Genomic DNA, 17,247 nt, shown 5'->3' with positions numbered 1-17,247 from the left:
TAACTGTCACCGCATTGCACTATTGTGACTTCGGAATCACCCAAAAAATTAACCTTTTCACCTTTGCCGCCACTAAAAACTGCTTTTCAGCGCGGCCATCAGCCGGTGGAGGATCGACGTCCCCGCCGGCTTGTAAACATCCTGTGCCATCATCGGCAGGTCGCGAAGGTCGACGGGGTCCGACGCGGCATAGAGAACCAGACCCGCGAGCGTCGCGAAAGCGGGGCCGCCATGCGCATCGGGCAGTCCGTGCAAGCCGCGCGGTCGCCCGACGCGCGCAGCGCGGCCGAGCGCGCTTTGCGTATAATCGGCGATGCCTTTCAGGTCCGCACCGCCACCGACGAGCACCACCTGCCGCCCGATCGGACCGACGAAATGCAGGTCCTTCAATGTCCGGCCGATCTCCCCCATCATCGCGTCGAGCCGCTGGCGGATCACCGCCACGAGCTGCGCGCGCGTGATGCGCGGGGAATCGCTGCCCGACGGGGCACCGGGTTCGAGTTCGATGATCTCGTTATTGTCGCGGGGGGACGCCGAGGCCGAGCCGTAGAAGCTCTGGAGCCGCTGCGCCTGGCTGCGGCGGATGCCGAAGGCCGAGGCGATGTCGTCGGTGATATCGCTCGCGCCGAAAGGCAGTGACGCCATTTCGACGAGCATGCCGCCTGCGTAAAGCGAGACGGTCGTGACCGCCGCCCCGAGTTCGACGAGCGCGACGCCGAGGTCGCGCTCCTCCTCCGACAAACAGGCAAGGCCCGCGGCGATCGGTGAGGCGACGACGGCGTTGACGTCGAGATGCGCTTGCCGGACCGCAGACTCGAGGTTCCGCACCGGCGCGCCGTCGGCCATGATGATGTGGATATCGACGCCCAGCCGGTCGGCGTGGAGGCCGATCGGATTCTTGACGCCGGTCAGCCCGTCGAGGGTGTAGAGCGCGGGCTGGGCGTGGAGGATCATCCGCCCTTCGGGATCGATGCCCGCGCGCCCCGCGGCGAGTAGGTCATCGACATCCTCCTGCTCGATGCGGTGGCCGCCGAGCTCGCTTTCGATCGGCGCGACGTCGCTGAGCAAGCTTCCCGCCGAGAAGCTGACCCAGACGTCGTCGATATTGAGCCCGGCGATGCGTTCGGCCTGCTCGATCGCCTCGCGCACGACATGCTCGGTCTGTTCCATGTCGGCGACATAGCCGCGTTGGACGCCGCGGCTCTCGCGCTGGCCGGTGCCGAGCACGTGGAGCTGGCCGTCGGCGGTCTGCCCCGCGATCAGCGCGCAGACCTTCCACGACCCGACGTCGAGCGCGGTGATGATCTTTTCGATGCGCGGCGGCGCCATCGCCTTATCCTTCGTTCGAAGCGGCGGCGGCAACCGCGTCGACCGCGGCGCGCGCCTCGTCGAGCTTCGCGGGCGCGACCTGCCCCTCGTGCGGCAGGCGGAGCACGAAGCGGGCGGGGTCGCGCATGTCAAAGCGCAGGATGCCGCGGCCGAGCAGGCGGTTGGCGCCGTCCATATGCGCGAATTTGGCGAGCGCGGCCTTTGCCTCGGCCTCGCCTTCGGGCAGCGAGAGCGTCTCGCCGCTGCGGAAGCGGAGGTCCCAGCGGCGGTTTCCGACCCAGGTCGCGCCGGCGAGCAATTCCTTGAGGCTGCTCGCCTCCGAAAGCAGGCGAGCGAGATCCTGCGAACGCTGGTTCGCGCGCGGACCGATGACGAGCGGCAGGTCGGGCATCGTCGCGACGGTGACGGGTTCGAGCACGACGCCCTTTTCGTCGATCAGCGACAGGCGATTATTATGCTGCCAGATCGCGGCCGGGGTGCGCTCGACGATGTCGACGACGAGCGTGTCGGGCAGGCGCCGCGACACGCGCGCATCCTTGATCCAGCCGTAGCGCATCAGGTCGCCGCGCACATCTTCCAGATCGACCGCAGCCATCGAGCGGTCCTTCTGCGCGAGCGCGATGTCATAAACCTTGAGCCGGTCGATGCGGTCGGCGCCCACGACCTCGACCTTCTTGACCTGAAAGCCCGCGCGGCCGACCGCCTGCGCATATTCCTCGTGGATTTTCGCGGTGACGCCGGTGGCGTGCGCCGCGATGGCAACCACGGCGCACAGGCTGAGGCCGATCGTCCAATTAGCGGCCTTCTGCAATCGCTGCGGGCTGATCGGCAGCGCGTTGATGATCGCGTTGAGGCGCGACTGCTGGATCTTACGCCGCTTCTTCGGCGCGCGCGCGGGCCGCCGGGGCGGCGCCTTGGCGCGCTTGATCTTCGTACTGCTCATGACAACGCTTCCCCCACGATGCGTTCGACGAGTTCGGCATAATCGATGCCAACGGCGCGCGCCTGTTCGGGCACGAGGCTGAGCGGCGTCATGCCGGGCTGGGTGTTGACCTCGAGCAGGAAGATGCCCGCGAGGCCATGTTCGTCGTCCCACCGAAAGTCCGAGCGCGAGGCGCCCTTGCAGCCGAGCAGGCGATGCGCCTGCACCGCCAGATCCTTCATCCGCTGCGCGACGTCATCGGGGACGTCGGCGGGGCAGACATGCTCGGTCAGCCCCTCGGTATATTTGGCGTCATAGTCGTAGAAGCCCGATTTGACGCGGAGTTCGGTGACGGCGAGCGGCGTGTCGCCGAGCACCGCGACGGTCAGTTCGCGCCCCTTGATGAAGGGTTCGGCGAGCAGCCGGTCGAACTCCTGCCACGGACCCACCGCTTCGCGCGCGATCGGGTTGCCGTAGTTGCTGTCGTCCTTGACGATCGCGACGCCGACCGACGAGCCCTCGTTGACGGGTTTCAGCACATAGGGGCGCGGCAAGGGGTCGATCGAAAAGAGGCTTTCGCTGTCGACCATCGTCCCCGCCGGCATCGGAATACCATGCGGCACCAGCGCCTGCTTCGTCAATTCCTTGTCAATCGCGATCACCGAGGTGACGAGGCCGCTGTGGGTGTATTTGAGGCCCATCAGGTCGAGCATTCCCTGCACCGTCCCGTCCTCGCCGGGGACGCCGTGGAGCGCGTTGAACACGACATCAGGCTTCGTCTCGGCAAGCCGCAGCGCGACGTCGCGGCCCATGTCGATGCGCGTGACCCGGTGCCCGCGGCTTTCGAGCGCATCGGCGACACCATTGCCGCTCATCAGCGACACCTCGCGCTCGGCCGACCAGCCGCCCATCAGGACGGCAACATGCCACGGACCCCGGCTCACTTCATGACTCCCACACGCTGTATTTCCCATTGCAATTCGATGCCGCTCTTGTCCTTGACGCGGCGGCGGACTTCCTCGCCGAGCGCTTCGATATCGGCGCTCGTCGCGTCGCCAGTGTTGATCAGGAAATTGGTGTGCTTCTCGCTGACCTGCGCCCCGCCGACCGCGAAGCCGCGGCAGCCGGCCTCGTCGACGAGTTGCCACGCCTTGTGGCCGTCGGGGTTCTTGAAGGTCGAACCGCCGGTTTTCGAGCGCAGCGGCTGCGAGGCTTCGCGGCTTGCCGAGATGCGATCCATTTCGGCCTGGATCGCGTCGGATTCGCCTGGCTGGCCGCGAAAGGTCGCGCCGATCACGACCGCGCCCTCGGGCAATTCGCTATGGCGGTAGGTATAGCCAAGGTCGGCGAGCGGCAGGGTATGGCGTTCGCCCGAGCGCAGCACGACGTCGCAGTCGATCAGGATGTCCTTGACCTCGCCGCCATAGGCGCCACCGTTCATACGCACGAAACCGCCGACGGTACCGGGGATCGAGCGGAGGAATTCCATGCCGGCAATGCCCGCATCGCGCGCGGTCGAGGAGACGAGGATGCCCGATGCGCCGCCGCCGCAGCGCAATGTGGTTTCGTCGATCGCTTCGACCTTGGCGAACGCCTTGCCCAGCCGGATCACGACGCCCGGAAAACCGCCGTCGCGGACGATCAGGTTCGACCCGAGACCGAGCGCCATCACCGGCACGGCGGAATCAAGGTCACGCAGGAAATCGGCAAGGTCGTCGGCGTCCTTCGGCTCGAAAAGCCAGTCGGCGGGGCCACCCGACTTGAACCAGACGAGCGGGGCGAGCGGCGCGTGGGGCGTGAGTTTGCCGCGCACTGAAGGAAGCGTTGCGGTGCTCACAGCGCCCTCCCTTCCCCGCTCGCATCAAGCGAAGTCGAGATGCCCCTCGGGCCAGACGCGAGGTCGATGGGTATCTCGACTTCGCTCGACACGAACGGGATGAAAGGCGGATACAAAATCATGCCGCCTCCACCGCGCCTGCCAGCCCCGCCGCCATCTTCGTGATGTCGCCCGCGCCGAGGCAGATGATCATATCGCCCGCGCCGAGGTCGCCGGCCTTGATGCTCGCCGCGATGCTCGCGGCCAGCGCGCCCGCATCGGCGACGACATGGGCGTGGCGATGGCCGCGGTCGCGCAGCCCCTCCGTCAGCGCATCCGACGATATGCCATCGATCGGGTTTTCGCCTGCCGCATAGACGGGCAGCGCGAGCACCATGTCGGCGTCGTTAAACGCCTGCTGGAAATCGTCCATATGATCGCGGAGGCGGGTGAAACGGTGCGGCTGGACGACGCCGACGACGCGCCCTGCTCCCGCGCCCTCGCGCGCTGCCGAAAGGACTGCGCGGATTTCGACGGGGTGGTGGGCGTAATCGTCGATCACCGTGATCACGCCGCCCTCGACCGCGATCTCCCCCACCTTGGTGAAACGGCGCTTGACCCCTGCAAAGCCGTGAAAGCCCGATACAATCTTGTCGTCGCTAACGCCCATGTGCAGCGCCACGGCGATCGCCGCCAGCGAGTTCTGCACGTTATGACGGCCCGACATCGGCAAATGGATGCCCTCGATCGTCCGGCTGTTGCCGTCGCGGTCGCGCACGACGACGTCGAAGCGGTTGCCGTCGGGGCCGGGCGTCACATTGGTGCCGCGCACGTCCGCTTGGGCAGAAAAGCCATAAGTAATAATCCGCCGGTCGCGGATGCGCGGGATGATCGCCTGCACCTCGGGATGGTCGAGGCAGAGCATCGCCGCGCCATAGAAGGGCACATTCTCGATGAACTCGACGAACGCGTCCTTGATCGCGTCGAAACTGCCATAATGGTCGAGATGTTCGGGATCGATGTTGGTGACGACCGCGATCGTGCCGTCGAGACGCAGGAAGCTGCCGTCGCTCTCGTCGGCCTCGACCACCATCCAGTCGCTGGCGCCGAGGCGCGCGTTCGAGCCATAATTGTTGATGATCCCGCCGTTGATGACCGTCGGGTCGATCCCGCCCGCGTCGAGCAAGGCCGCGACGAGGCTGGTGGTGGTCGTCTTGCCGTGCGTGCCGGCGATGGCAACGGTCGATTTGAGGCGCATCAGTTCGGCGAGCATTTCGGCACGGCGGACGAGCGGGATGCGGTGCGCGAGCGCGGCCTCGACTTCCGGATTGCCGCGCTTGACCGCGGTCGACGTGACGACCACCTGGGCGCCGTCGACATTCGAGGCTTCATGACCGATCGCGACCTTGATGCCGCGCTTGCGGAGACCCTCCACGACATAGCTATCGGCGATGTCGCTGCCCTGCACCTGATAGCCGAGATTGTGCATCACCTCGGCGATGCCCGACATGCCGATGCCGCCGATGCCGATGAAGTGGATGGTGCCGATGTCGGTCGCGACGCCGCGCATCAATTGTCTCCCGCGCGGGTGGCGGCGATGCCGCCGGCGACCGAGGCGCTGCGCGAAGGCGCGCCGACGCGAATCACGTCCATCATCGGCGGCGCGGCGAGCGATTCGACAAGATCGGCGAGGTCGCGCGTGGCATTCGGCAGGCCGCAGCTTGCCGCGCGTTCGGCGGCTTCCTCGAGTGCGCCGGGTTCGAGCGCCATGCGCTGAATATGTTTCGCGACCTCGGCCGGGGTGAAGGCCGGCTGCTGGAAGGCGATCGCTCCGCCCGCTTCGACGAGGTCGACGACATTATAGGTCTGGTGATCGTCCATCGCGCTCGGATAGGGAACGAAGATCGCCGGACGACCCGCGCACGCGAGTTCGGCGACGGTCGAGGCGCCGGCGCGCGCGATCACCATATGCGCCCAGCGCAGCCGCTCGGGGAAATCCTTGATATATGGCGCGCATTCGGCGGCGACGCCCAGTTCGGCATATTTGGCGCGCACGCCCTCGATGTCATCTTCGCGGCACTGCTGGACGACCTGCAGCCGGTCGAGCAAAGCGCGCGGCAGCATCGCGATCGCGGCGGGGACGACGTCGCTGAGCACCGTCGCGCCCAGGCTGCCTCCGACGACGAGCAGGCGGACGATGCCATCCTCGGGCAGCGGCGGAAAACCGTCCTCGCGGATCGCCACGATCTCCTCGCGTACCGGGTTGCCGGTGATATGTTTCTTGAGTTCGTGCCCCGCAGGATAGCGCTGGATATTATGATAGGCGACCGCGACCGCATCGACGCGCGGCGCCATCATGCGGTTGACGCGGCCGAGCACGGCATTTTGTTCGTGAAGCACGCGTGGCCGCTTCGTCGCGCCCGCGGCGAGCAGGCTGGGCAGCGAGGGATAGCCGCCGAAACCGACGACGACCGCGGGGTCGAAGTCGCGGATCAGGTCGATGGCCATGCGGCGGCCCTTGTAGATTGCCAGCGCGGCCTTCAGCCAGCCAATGGGCCCGCCCGATACGCGACCGGCGGGAAGCACATGCGTGTCCATCTCGGCGGGCGCGCCCGGAATCTTCAGCCCGCGGTCGTCGCTGACCAGCGCGACGCGATGGCCGCGCGCGATCAACTCGCCCGCAAGGGCATAAGCAGGAAGCATATGTCCTCCCGTCCCGCCGGCGGCGAGAAGGAAGTGGCGCGTCGCGGTCATTTTTGGGCGCTCATTTCTTGTTCCAGTTTCGGGTCATCGACACCCGGGCCGCATAGGGGTTTCGCCGGGTCAGCGACAAGAGCAAACCCATGCCGATCGACAAAGCGATGAAGGACGAGCCGCCATAGCTGATGAAGGGCAAGGTCATCCCCTTTGACGGGAAGATCTGCGTGTTCACCGCCATGTTGATCACCGCCTGTCCGCCGAACTGTGCGATCAGCCCCGCGACGGCGAGGATGAGGAAGCTGTCCTCCTCGTCGAGCAGGCGTACCAGAACGCGCACGATGATCGCGAGATAAAGCGCGGCGATCGCGATGCAGGCGATCATCCCGAACTCCTCGCCGATCACCGAGAAGATATAGTCGGTGTGCGCTTCGGGCAGCTGGAATTTGGCGAGCCCGGCGCCGGGGCCGGTTCCGATGAGGCCGCCTGCGGTCAGCGTCGCATGCGCCTTGTCGACCTGGAAACTGTCGCCTTCGGCAAAGAGCCAGATGTTGATGCGCTGCTGGGCCACCGGATAGAAGAAATAGGCGAGCACGATGCCGACGACGCCCGCGCCCGCAAGCGCGCCCATGATCCGCATCGAGAGGCCGGCGACGAGGACGAGCACGAACCATGTCGCCGCGAAGATGACCGTCTGCCCGAGGTCGGGCTGGCCCATCAGCAGGAGCGCGATGACGCCGGTGAGCGCCGCGGCGAGCGGCACGACGGGAAGGCTCTGGTCGTGGAGGCGCAGCGACAGCACCCACGCGAGCGACACCGCGAAGAAGGGCTTCAAGAATTCCGAAGGCTGGAGCCGCAGCGCCCCGCTGCCGAGCCAGCGCTGCGCGCCGTTCACGGAGGTGCCGACAAGCGGCACGAGGAACAGGAGGCCAAGGAAGACGACGGTGCCATAGATGGCGAAGCGCCGCGCCTGCGGCTTGGGCAGCATCGACACCATGAGCATCACGGGGACGCCGACGATCACCCACATCAGTTGGCGATAGAAATAATAGAGCGGGTCGAGCGACGCGGTCGAGGTCGAGAGTTTCTGCGCCGCGACGGGCGACGCCGCCGCGACCGCGACAAGCCCGACCGCGACGAGGATCGAGACGAGAAGCAGCAGAACGCGGTCGATTTCCCAAAACCAGAGGCCGAGCGGCGTACGGTCGGCGCGGCTGAGGCGCGGCCCGCGGCGTTTCGTGGTGCGCGTGGCGGCGATCACCGGGCGTTCGGTCGCATCCATATTGTCCCCCCCGCTCATGCCCCGAGCGCCTGCACGAGCGCGCGGAAGGCATCGCCGCGCTGCTCATAATCCTTATACTGGTCGAAGGAGGCGCAGGCGGGCGAGAGCAGCACGATATCGCCGGGCCTTGCCGCCGCCGCCGCCTGTTTCACCGCACTCGCCATATCGCCCGACTTTTCGACCGGAATCGCGTCGCCGATCTCGGCGGCGAAGGGCTCCATCGCCTCGCCGATCAGATAGGCACGCTTGACGTGGCCGAACCACGGACGGCAGGCGCCGAGCCCGTCGCCCTTGGCCTGCCCCCCCGCAATCCAGTGCAAACGCTGGTCCGGCGCCGGCGGGAATGCCGCCAGCGCCGGTGCAGCGGAAGCCGCGTTGGTGGCCTTGCTGTCGTTGAACCAGCGGACACCATCGGCTTCGCCGACCAATTCCATGCGGTGCGGCAGCGATTTGTAGGTCGCAAGACCGCGTTCGATCTGTTCGTCGTTCAGCCCGAGGACGCGGCACACCGCGATCGCACACACGGCGTTCTGGGCGTTGTGCGGCCCCTGCAACGCGGGCCAGCGCGCTTGGTCGGCGGGGTCGATATCCTTCCCCGACACGCGATGGAGCCGGTGGTTGATGCGCCCCGCGATCATCTTCGACGGATCGTCGTCGACCGCGACGATCGCGATCTGGTCGCGGCGCTGGAGACTGAACAGCCGCGCCTTCGATGCCGCATAGCCGGCAAAACCGTCGTAGCGGTCGAGGTGGTCGGGGCTGAGGTTGGTGAGGACCGCGATGTCGCAGGCGAGGCTGTGCGACAGGTCGATCTGGTAACTCGACAGTTCGAGGACATAGACCCCGCCTTCAGGAAGCGGCTCGCGCGTCAGGATCGGCAGGCCGATGTTGCCGCCCATCAGCGTCGGCACGCCGGCGCTTTCGAGCAGGTGGGTGATCAGCGCGGTCACCGTCGACTTGCCGTTGGTGCCGGTGATGCCGACGACCCGATGCGACGGCAAGTCGCCCCTGGCTTCGGCGAACAGTTCGATGTCGCCGATGACGGGGACATGCGCTTCCTTGGCGTGCGCCGCGATCGGGTGACGGTTGAGCGGCACGCCGGGCGAGACGACCACACCCGCGAAGCCGACGAGGTCGATCTCGAGCGGGTCGCCGATATCGGCGCCGAGCGCCATCGCCTCGTCGCGCGCTTCCTCGCGGTCGTCCCATGCGGTGACGCCCGCGCCGCTGGCGACGAGCGCCTCGACGGCCGCGAGGCCCGAGCGCGCCAGCCCCAGCACCGCATAGCGGCGGCCGGCAAAGGCGCGCGAGGTGATCACCGGAGCTTCAAGGTCGCGAGCCCCGCGAGTGCCAGGACGATCGAGACGATCCAGAAGCGGATGACAACGGTCGATTCGGGCCAGCCAAGCTGCTCGAAATGGTGGTGGATCGGCGCCATGCGAAAAACGCGCTTGCCGGTGCGCTTGTACCAGAAGACCTGGATGATCACCGACAGCGCCTCGACGACGAACAGCCCGCCGACGATGACGAGCACGAGCTCGTGCTGAGCGGTGACCGCGATCGTCGCGAGCGCTCCGCCGAGTGCGAGGCTGCCCGTATCGCCCATGAAGACCGCAGCGGGCGGCGCATTGAACCACAGGAAAGCGAGGCAGGCGCCGATGATCGCAGCAGCGAAGATCGCGAGCTCGCCCGCGCCAGGAACATGCGGGATGCCGAGATATTCGGCAAACTTCACATTGCCCGACAGATAGACGATGACGAGGAAGGTCAGGCTGGCGATGATCACGGGGAAGGTTGCAAGCCCGTCGAGCCCGTCGGTCAGGTTCACCGCGTTGCCGAAACCGACGATCAATATCATCGCGAAGACATAATAGAGCGGGCCGAGCGGGATATAAACGTCATTGAAGAAGGGCAGATAGAGGTCGGTGCCGGTGCGCGAGACGATCAGCAGCACCGCGACCCCCGCGATGAGGAATTCGACGAGCAGGCGCACGCGCCCCGGAATCCCGCGGTGGCTGGCCTTGGTCACCTTGTCGAGATCGTCGAGGAAACCGACCGCTGCGAACCCCCCGGTTACAAAGATGCACGCCCAGACGAAGCGGTTGGAGAGGTCCATCCAGAGCAACGCCGAGATCATCAGCGAAATGAGGATCATCAGCCCGCCCATCGTCGGCGTGCCCTTTTTGGCGAGGTGGCTTTGCGGCCCGTCGTCGCGGATCGGCTGTCCCTTCCCCTGCCGCATGCGCAGCATCAGGATGAAGCGCGGCCCGATCCACAGGCCGAGGATCATAGCGGTCGCGACCGCCGCGCCGGAACGGAAGCTCAGATAGCGAATGAGGTTGAGCGCCCCCGGAAAGCCAAGCCATTCCGCCAGCCAATATAGCATCAAAAATCCCCGTTGGTCAGCGCCGTCACAAGATGTGACAGCCCGACGCTGTTCGACCCCTTGACCAGCACGGCGTCGCCCGGACGGATCAGGTCCCGCAGCCGCCCTACCGCGGCCGGGTGGGCGGGCACATGCTCGAAATCGATACGGCCCTCAAGGGCTTTGGCGAGTGGCGCCATCTCTGCGCCGACAAGCAGGGCGAATTGCACTCCCGCCGCGACGAGCGGAGCCGCAAGCGCGGCATGATAGGCCTCGCCATCCGGGCCAAGCTCCTTCATCGCACCAAGAATCGCGATCTTGCGGTCGGCGGATTCGCTGCCGAGCTGGCCGATGGTCGCCGCCATCGAGGCGGGATTGGCGTTATAGCTTTCGTCGATGACGAGGATGTGGCCGCCGGGAACCTCGACGCGGTGGCGCGCGCCGCGCCCCGCCAGGCCGGCCATTTCGGCGAAGGCGAGCCCCGCCGCCGGCAGGTCCCCGCCGACGGCTTTCACCGCGGCGAGCACCGCGAGCGAATTGGCCACCCAATGAGCGCCGGCTTGCGCGATGGTGAAGCAGAGGAGCGATTCCTGCACCTGCGCGGTGACGAGCGAGCCGCCCTGCCCGTCGGGCAACCAGTCGACGGCGCGGACGTCGGCGCCCTCGTTCAACCCGAAGCTGACGATGTGCGCGGCATGTTGCTCCGCCTTGGCGCGCAGGCGCGCATAGTGCGGGCTGTCGAACGGGACGATCGCGGTGCCGCCGGGTTCGAGGCCTTCGAAAATCTCGCCCTTCGCGTCGGCGATCGCTTCTTCGCTAATGAAAAATTCCATGTGCGCGGGGGCGATGGTGGTGACGATGGCGACGTGCGGACGCACCATGCGTGTCAATGCCGCGAGTTCGCCCGCGTGATTCATGCCCATTTCGAAGATGCCGAAATCGGCGGTCGAGGGCATACGCGCGAGGCTCAGCGGTACGCCGACATGGTTGTTGTAGCTTTTGACCGAGCGATGCGCCTTGCCGGGACGAAAACGATCGAGTGCAGCGAACAGCGCCTCCTTCGTCCCCGTCTTGCCCGCCGAACCGGTGACGCCGATGATGCGGCCATGGCTGCGCGCGCGCGATGCGGTGCCGAGCGCGGCGAGGGCCGCGGCACTGTCGGCGACGCGAACATGCGGGTACGCGATGTCGGTTTCGCAGACGATCCCGGCGGCGCCCGCTGCGATCGCCTTGTCGATGAAGTCATGGCCGTCGGCGGTTTCGCCCTTCATCGCGATGAAGAGGTCGCCCTTCGTCACCTCGCGCGAGTCGAAGGCGACGCCATGGGCGGTGAAATCGGCGCTGGCGGCACCGCCGGTGGCCGAAGCGATGGCGCGCGCGGTCCAGAGCGGATTCATGCCGCCTCCTCGCGCGCGACCGCGACATCGTCGAAGGGAATGACGCGCATTTCGTCGCCGCGCCCGACGATCTGACCCTGTTCGTGCCCCTTGCCCGCGATGCAGACGATGTCGTCGCCGCGCGCCTCGGCGATCGCGGCGGCGATCGCGGCGCGGCGGTCGCCGATCACCCGCGCACCGGGCGCGGCGGCGGCGATCGCGTCCCGGATCGCCGCCGGATCTTCGCCGCGCGGATTGTCGTCGGTGATGACCAGCACATCGGCCTTGGCGGCGGCAACCCTGCCCATTTCGGGGCGCTTCGCCTGGTCGCGGTCGCCGCCGGCACCGAAGACGAGGATCAGGCGGCCCGCCGCATGCGGGCGCAGCGCGTCGAGCGCGGCTTCGATCGCGTCGGGCGTATGGGCATAGTCGACATAGACCGGCGCGCCCGCGCGCGTGATGGCGGCGCGTTCGAGCCGCCCGCGCACCGGCTGCAGCCGCGCGAGATTGGCGAGCGTCTGCCGGGCATCGCCGCCGGTCGCGATGACGAGGCCCGCCGATACGAGCGCGTTGGCAACCTGATAGCCGCCGATCAGCGGCAGATCGACCTTTTGCGAGAGATCGCCCGCCGTGATGACGAGCGACTGGCCGAGCTGGGTCGCCTCACGCGAGACGAGGCGGAGCGCTTCGCCCCGCGTGCCGACGGTCAGCAGGCGGACGCCGCGCGCCCGCGCCGCGCCGATCACGGCGGGCGAATATTCATCGTCGGCCCCGACCACCGCCGCGCCGCCGGGTTCGACGACTTCGGTGAAAAGGCGGAGCTTGGCCGAAAGATAGGAATCCATCGTGCCATGATAGTCGAGATGGTCGTGGCTCAAATTGGTAAAGGCCGCCGCCTTCACCGGCAGGCCTTCGGTGCGATACTGATCGAGGCCGTGGCTCGACGCCTCGAACGCTGCATGGGTGACGCCCTCGGCGGCGAGGCCCGACATGTTCGATAGAAACGTGACGATGTCGGGCGTCGTGAGCCCGGTCGAGGCGCTGTCCATCGACGTCGTGATTCCGAGCGTGCCGATCGAGGCGGCGTTGAAGCCGGCCATGCGCCACAACTGGCGCGTCATTTCGACGGTCGAGGTCTTGCCGTTCGTGCCCGTCACCGCGACGCAGGTCGCCGGGAAACGGTGGAAGAAGCGTGCCGCGATATGCGCGAAGGCGCGGCGCGGGTTGGCATCGGCGACATGCACGGCACCCTCCACACGCGCTTCGGGCCGCGCAACGATCGCGACCGCACCCGCTTCGAGGGCGGCGGGAATAAAATCCTCGCCGTTGAATTTCTCGCCGACGAAGGCGCCGAAAACCGTGCCGGGCGCAACCTTGCGATGATCGATCGCGAGCCCCGTGACGACGGGACCGCTGCCCTCCAGCGCCTGATCCTCGAGCAGCGCGGCGAGACGCATCAGTGCGTTTCCTCGCCTCTTTGCAGCAGCGGCGTCAATTCGGAGACGTCAACGTCGCGGCTTTCGTCGGGGAAGACGCCGAGCATCGGGCCCGCGCGCGTCACGACCTTGCGCACCACCGGCGCCGCGGTCCAGCCCGCGGTGCGCTGGCCCGAACTATAGGCATTGCCCTTGGGCTCGTCGATCATCACGAGCACCACATAGCGCGGATTGTCCATCGGGAAAGCCGCCGAGAAGGTCGAGACGAGCGAGTGGCGGCGATAGCCGCCAGCGCCCGGCTTTTCGGCCGATCCGGTCTTGCCGCCAACGCGGAAACCCGGCGCGTCGGCCTGTTTGCCGGTGCCGTCGGAGACGATAAGGCGCAGAAGCTGGCGCATCCGCGCGCTGGTCGACGCCTTGAACACGCGGCGACCCTGCGGCGGCGACTTGTCGCCGAGCTTGAGCATCGTCGCGGGGCGATAGATGCCCCCGTTGACGAGCGCGGCATAAGCGCTCGCGAGGTGCAGCGGCGTCACCGCGATGCCGTGACCATAGCTGGTCGTCATCGTCGTCACCCGGCCCCAGTTTTTCGGCCACAGCGGGAAGGCGCGTTCCTTGAGCTCGATTTCGGGGCGCTTGTCGAAGTTCAGGTCGCGGAACAGTCGTTCCAGATTCTCGCGCCCCAGTTCGTCGGCGATGCGCGCCGTCGCGATGTTCGAGCTTTCGATCAGCGTTTCGGGGACATTATACCAGCGCCCGGGATGGCTGTCGCGGATACGAAAACCCGCGATCGGGAGCGGCGCCGTCGCATCGTAGCGACGCGCCATGCTGGTCACCGTGCCGTCGTCGATCGCGGCGCCGATCGACAGCGGTTTGAAGGTCGAGCCGAGTTCATAAAGATTGTAGGTGACGGCGTTGCGCCGCGTGCCCGGATCGCTGCCGAGCAGCTTGTTGGGATTAAAGGTCGGGAGCGAGGTCATCGCGGCGACTTCGCCGGTATGGACGTCGAGGATGATGCCCGCGCCGCCGATCGCCTCGAGGTTCGCAACCGCCGTGCTCAGTTCGCTTTCGAGCACGCCCTGGACGCGCGCGTCAATCGACAGTGCGAGCGGCTCGCCGCGTGTCGCCTTGTCGATCAGCCGCTCGTCGAACGCACCCTCGACGCCGGTGACGCCATGCCCCTCCGAATTGGTGAAGCCGAGCACATGCGCGGCGAGGGTGAGCTGCGGATAGAGGCGTTCCTTCTCGCGCGGAAAATCGAAGCCGACGTCGCCGATCGCGTTCACCGCGGCGACCTGATCGGGCAGCGCGCGGCGGCGGATATAGGTCGGGCGCGGCCCGGTCAGCTTCGCCAGCAGGTCCTGGCGCGTCATGTCTGGAAAGATCTTTTGCAGCTCGGCCGCCAGATATTGCCGGTCGTTGAGCAATTTCGACGGCATGACGCGGATCGAATAGCCGTCGATCGTGCGCGCGAGCGGCACGCCGTTGCGATCGACGATGTCGGCGCGGGCGGGAATGAAAGCCGTCGCCGCCGAACGGCCCGACGATGTATCGAACAGCGCGAAATAGAGCAGGCGCACCGACACAACGAAAAATGCCGCCATGAACAGCAGCATCAGGATCATCAAACGCTGTTGTGCGGTCAGCAATATCTGCTGCCGCACCCCTGCGGTTCGAACCCGGGTCGGACGGACGACCAGCGTGTTCATCGGCCGGCGCTTCCTCCCGCCGCTTCGAGGGCCGCGGCGCGCTTCAAGTCGGCGAGCGTCGATTCGGCGAGCAGCTGATCCTCGATCATCTTGAGTTGTTCGCGGCGGCGCGTCGGCGCCATGCGCGGAGCGACGTCGCTGCGTACGCCGGTATCGGCCTGCGCGAGCAGCACGGGCTTGGGCGCGGCGGGCTTCGTTGCCGCGGGCTTGCTCGCAACGGGGCTTTCCTTCGGCGCGGCGGGCACCGCGACCGGCGAAACCATCGCCATCAGTACCGGCGCGACCTCGTTGGCGCCGCGCGCGCGCGGCAGCCGGTCGAGCGAGGCCAGCTGGCGCTCGCTCTCCAGATACTGTCCCGCGTCGGGCGCCGAATAGCCGAAGGCATCGGCATTCCACTGTTCGAGCTGGCGCATCGAGGCGCGCACCGCGAGTTCGGATTCGAGGTAGCGAATATTGTCGCGCGTCCGGACAATGTCCCGCTCGATCTGCGTAAGTTCGCTGCGCGTCGCCGCGACCTTGAGCGATACGGGATAAAGCATCATCGCGAAGATGAGCACGAGCAGGACCAGTCCGATCCCCTGGAGCTTGCGGGCCGCCATCAGCATGACATCGCCTCCTTCATCCTGTTGTCCGGCCAGGCCGGTGCCGCGGTGCGTACTGCGCTGCGCAGTGTCGCCGAACGCGCGCGCGGATTTCGCGCTTCCTCTTCCTTGCCCGGACGCACCTTGCGCGCCGGCGTCTCGAAGGTTGCGGCCCGCGCCAGAGGGGTCGGCGCGGGCCGGTGACGCGAACCCGCGGCATCGCCACCGCTGCGTTCGCGCAGGAAATTCTTCACGATACGGTCCTCGGTGCTGTGGAAGCTGACGACGGCGAGCCGGCCGCCGGGGCGCAATATGCGCTCCGCCGCGGCCAAACCCGCGACCAGCTCGTCGAGTTCATTATTGATGTGGATGCGGATCGCCTGAAAGCTCTTGGTCGAGGGATCCTTCGGCGCGCCGGGCGGATGGCGCAGCGCCTTGCGAATCACGGTCGCGAGCTCGGCGGTCCGGCTGAGCGGGCGCGCAGCGACGATCGCGCGCGCGACGCGGCGCGACTGGCGCTCGTCGCCATAATGAAAGAGCACGTCGGCGATCTCGCTCTCGTCGGCACGATTGAGCCAGTCGGCAGCGCTTTCGCCCTCCTGCGCCATGCGCATGTCGAGCGGGCCGTCCTTCTGGAAGGAAAAGCCGCGCGCATCGCGGTCGAGCTGCATCGACGAGACGCCGATGTCGAAGGTGATGCCGTCGACCGCCTCGATCCCGCGCTCGGCAAGCAGCCGGTCGATCTCGCCGAAGCGGCCGTGGATCAGCGTCAGCTTGCCATCGGATTCGGCGACGAGCGCCTGCCCTTCGGCGATCGCGTCGGGATCGCGGTCGCACGCGACGACTTCGGCGCCCGCGGCGAGCATCGCGCGTGTATAGCCACCCGCGCCGAAGGTCGCATCGACATGGCGCTCCCCGGGAAGGATTGCGAGCGCGGCGATGACTTCTTCACGGAGGACCGGATCGTGGCGGGGATCCCGATGGAGTTCGGGGAGAAGCTCGGTCACTTGCGCCCCTTCCCCTTGGCGGCGTCCCATGAAGCGGCTAGCCGCCGGAGCACCGGGTCGGCCTCGGCGCATTCGGCCAGCGTCGGCAGCCACCAGATTTCGAGACGGCGGCCCGACCCCACAAAAGCCGTCGCGCCGGCATCGCCGACGCGGTCGCGGTGGATGAAGCTGGGAAGGAAGCGGCCGCTGTCGTCGAGCGTGTACGGCTCGGTATAGCTGAAGCGCTTCTTGAACTCGCTGTCCTCGTCGAAGTCGAGGTTGCGCAGCCGCGCGGTTTCGCGGTCGCGTTCGATCTCGCCGTTCAGCCGGTCATACTGATCCTGCCCATAGGCGACGAGGCACGGCAGTTTTTCGTGAAAACCTACCCAGAGTACGCGCTGACCGTCCGCATTGAGGGGCACATTGTTGCGGAACTGTGAGGGGACGGCGATGCGCCCCTTGCCATCGATCGCGGCGAAGTTGGTACCCGCATACTGGCCGGGCGTCACAATCGCCATCGCTCTGCCCCCGTATCCGCGCCACCGGGCAAAACTTCCCCGGCCCCGGAATCGCGTGATTCCAGCTGGTTCGGCTCGAGTGGAGAATGCCCCTCTCCGATTTCGTGAGTATCAATTATAGATCGGGGTGAAAAGGGGTAATTTAGGGTGAAATAGGGAATCTAGCCCCAATTGGCCGCAAAAAGCGCTCCGAATTGGGTAAATACCGGTCCTACGGCGCGCGAACGGCA

General features: G+C 66.9%; 15 protein-coding genes. All 15 read right to left on the bottom strand.

The window, feature by feature from the left end; genetic code table 11:
* Window positions 1-72: 72 nt before the first annotated feature.
* The 15 genes from ftsA to HDC29_RS18905 all read right to left on the bottom strand — a co-directional run bounded on the left by ftsA (window position 73) and on the right by HDC29_RS18905 (window position 17,017).
* The gene (gene ftsA, locus HDC29_RS18975) at window positions 73-1,329 is read right to left on the bottom strand and encodes a cell division protein FtsA (protein ID WP_179499863.1); all 1,257 of its coding nucleotides are present in this window, start codon (window positions 1,327-1,329) and stop codon (window positions 73-75) included.
* Between the two features lie 4 nt (window positions 1,330-1,333).
* On the bottom strand, window positions 1,334-2,272 hold the full coding sequence (locus HDC29_RS18970) for a cell division protein FtsQ/DivIB (RefSeq protein ID WP_179499862.1): 939 nt from the start codon (window positions 2,270-2,272) through the stop codon (window positions 1,334-1,336).
* On the bottom strand, window positions 2,269-3,195 hold the full coding sequence (locus HDC29_RS18965; protein ID WP_179499861.1) for a D-alanine--D-alanine ligase: 927 nt from the start codon (window positions 3,193-3,195) through the stop codon (window positions 2,269-2,271). The genes HDC29_RS18970 and HDC29_RS18965 overlap by 4 nt, the downstream gene beginning before the upstream one ends.
* Entirely contained in the window at window positions 3,192-4,088 is an 897-nt protein-coding gene (gene murB, locus HDC29_RS18960; protein ID WP_179499860.1) for a UDP-N-acetylmuramate dehydrogenase, read from the bottom strand. The genes HDC29_RS18965 and murB overlap by 4 nt, the downstream gene beginning before the upstream one ends.
* 118 nt (window positions 4,089-4,206) lie before the next feature.
* A complete protein-coding gene (murC, locus tag HDC29_RS18955; RefSeq protein WP_179499859.1) occupies window positions 4,207-5,637 on the bottom strand; it encodes a UDP-N-acetylmuramate--L-alanine ligase in 1,431 nt (476 codons plus the stop codon).
* Window positions 5,637-6,821 (bottom strand): undecaprenyldiphospho-muramoylpentapeptide beta-N-acetylglucosaminyltransferase, encoded by a 1,185-nt coding sequence (gene murG, locus HDC29_RS18950; RefSeq protein WP_179499858.1) that lies wholly within the window; start codon window positions 6,819-6,821, stop codon window positions 5,637-5,639. Before murG ends, murC begins: the two co-directional genes overlap by 1 nt.
* A 10-nt stretch (window positions 6,822-6,831) precedes the next feature.
* The gene (locus HDC29_RS18945; RefSeq protein WP_179499857.1) at window positions 6,832-8,064 is read right to left on the bottom strand and encodes an FtsW/RodA/SpoVE family cell cycle protein; all 1,233 of its coding nucleotides are present in this window, start codon (window positions 8,062-8,064) and stop codon (window positions 6,832-6,834) included.
* On the bottom strand, window positions 8,061-9,365 hold the full coding sequence (gene murD / locus HDC29_RS18940; protein ID WP_179499856.1) for a UDP-N-acetylmuramoyl-L-alanine--D-glutamate ligase: 1,305 nt from the start codon (window positions 9,363-9,365) through the stop codon (window positions 8,061-8,063). Before murD ends, HDC29_RS18945 begins: the two co-directional genes overlap by 4 nt.
* Complete coding sequence (gene mraY, locus HDC29_RS18935) at window positions 9,362-10,432, bottom strand: phospho-N-acetylmuramoyl-pentapeptide-transferase (protein WP_179499855.1); 1,071 nt, start codon at window positions 10,430-10,432, stop codon at window positions 9,362-9,364. Before mraY ends, murD begins: the two co-directional genes overlap by 4 nt.
* Window positions 10,432-11,808, bottom strand: a complete 1,377-nt coding sequence (murF, locus tag HDC29_RS18930; protein WP_179499854.1) for a UDP-N-acetylmuramoyl-tripeptide--D-alanyl-D-alanine ligase — start codon at window positions 11,806-11,808, stop codon at window positions 10,432-10,434. The genes mraY and murF overlap by 1 nt, the downstream gene beginning before the upstream one ends.
* On the bottom strand, window positions 11,805-13,244 hold the full coding sequence (locus tag HDC29_RS18925; RefSeq protein ID WP_179499853.1) for a UDP-N-acetylmuramoyl-L-alanyl-D-glutamate--2,6-diaminopimelate ligase: 1,440 nt from the start codon (window positions 13,242-13,244) through the stop codon (window positions 11,805-11,807). The genes murF and HDC29_RS18925 overlap by 4 nt, the downstream gene beginning before the upstream one ends.
* Window positions 13,244-14,932, bottom strand: a complete 1,689-nt coding sequence (locus HDC29_RS18920; protein ID WP_179499852.1) for a penicillin-binding protein 2 — start codon at window positions 14,930-14,932, stop codon at window positions 13,244-13,246. Before HDC29_RS18920 ends, HDC29_RS18925 begins: the two co-directional genes overlap by 1 nt.
* Complete coding sequence (locus tag HDC29_RS18915; RefSeq protein WP_257018404.1) at window positions 14,929-15,537, bottom strand: hypothetical protein; 609 nt, start codon at window positions 15,535-15,537, stop codon at window positions 14,929-14,931. Before HDC29_RS18915 ends, HDC29_RS18920 begins: the two co-directional genes overlap by 4 nt.
* Window positions 15,531-16,550 carry a 16S rRNA (cytosine(1402)-N(4))-methyltransferase RsmH gene (gene rsmH, locus HDC29_RS18910; RefSeq protein ID WP_179499851.1) on the bottom strand — a complete coding sequence of 340 codons (1,020 nt, stop codon included), beginning with the start codon at window positions 16,548-16,550 and terminating at the stop codon, window positions 15,531-15,533. The genes HDC29_RS18915 and rsmH overlap by 7 nt, the downstream gene beginning before the upstream one ends.
* Window positions 16,517-17,017, bottom strand: a complete 501-nt coding sequence (locus HDC29_RS18905; protein WP_179499850.1) for a division/cell wall cluster transcriptional repressor MraZ — start codon at window positions 17,015-17,017, stop codon at window positions 16,517-16,519. The genes rsmH and HDC29_RS18905 overlap by 34 nt, the downstream gene beginning before the upstream one ends.
* Window positions 17,018-17,247: the final 230 nt, after the last annotated feature.

This window comes from Sphingopyxis sp. JAI108 (assembly GCF_013410105.1).
In the GTDB taxonomy this organism is placed as follows: domain Bacteria; phylum Pseudomonadota; class Alphaproteobacteria; order Sphingomonadales; family Sphingomonadaceae; genus Sphingopyxis; species Sphingopyxis chilensis.
Note: the sequence above shows the minus strand (reverse complement) of the source record. Positions and strands in the feature narration are given on the sequence as shown.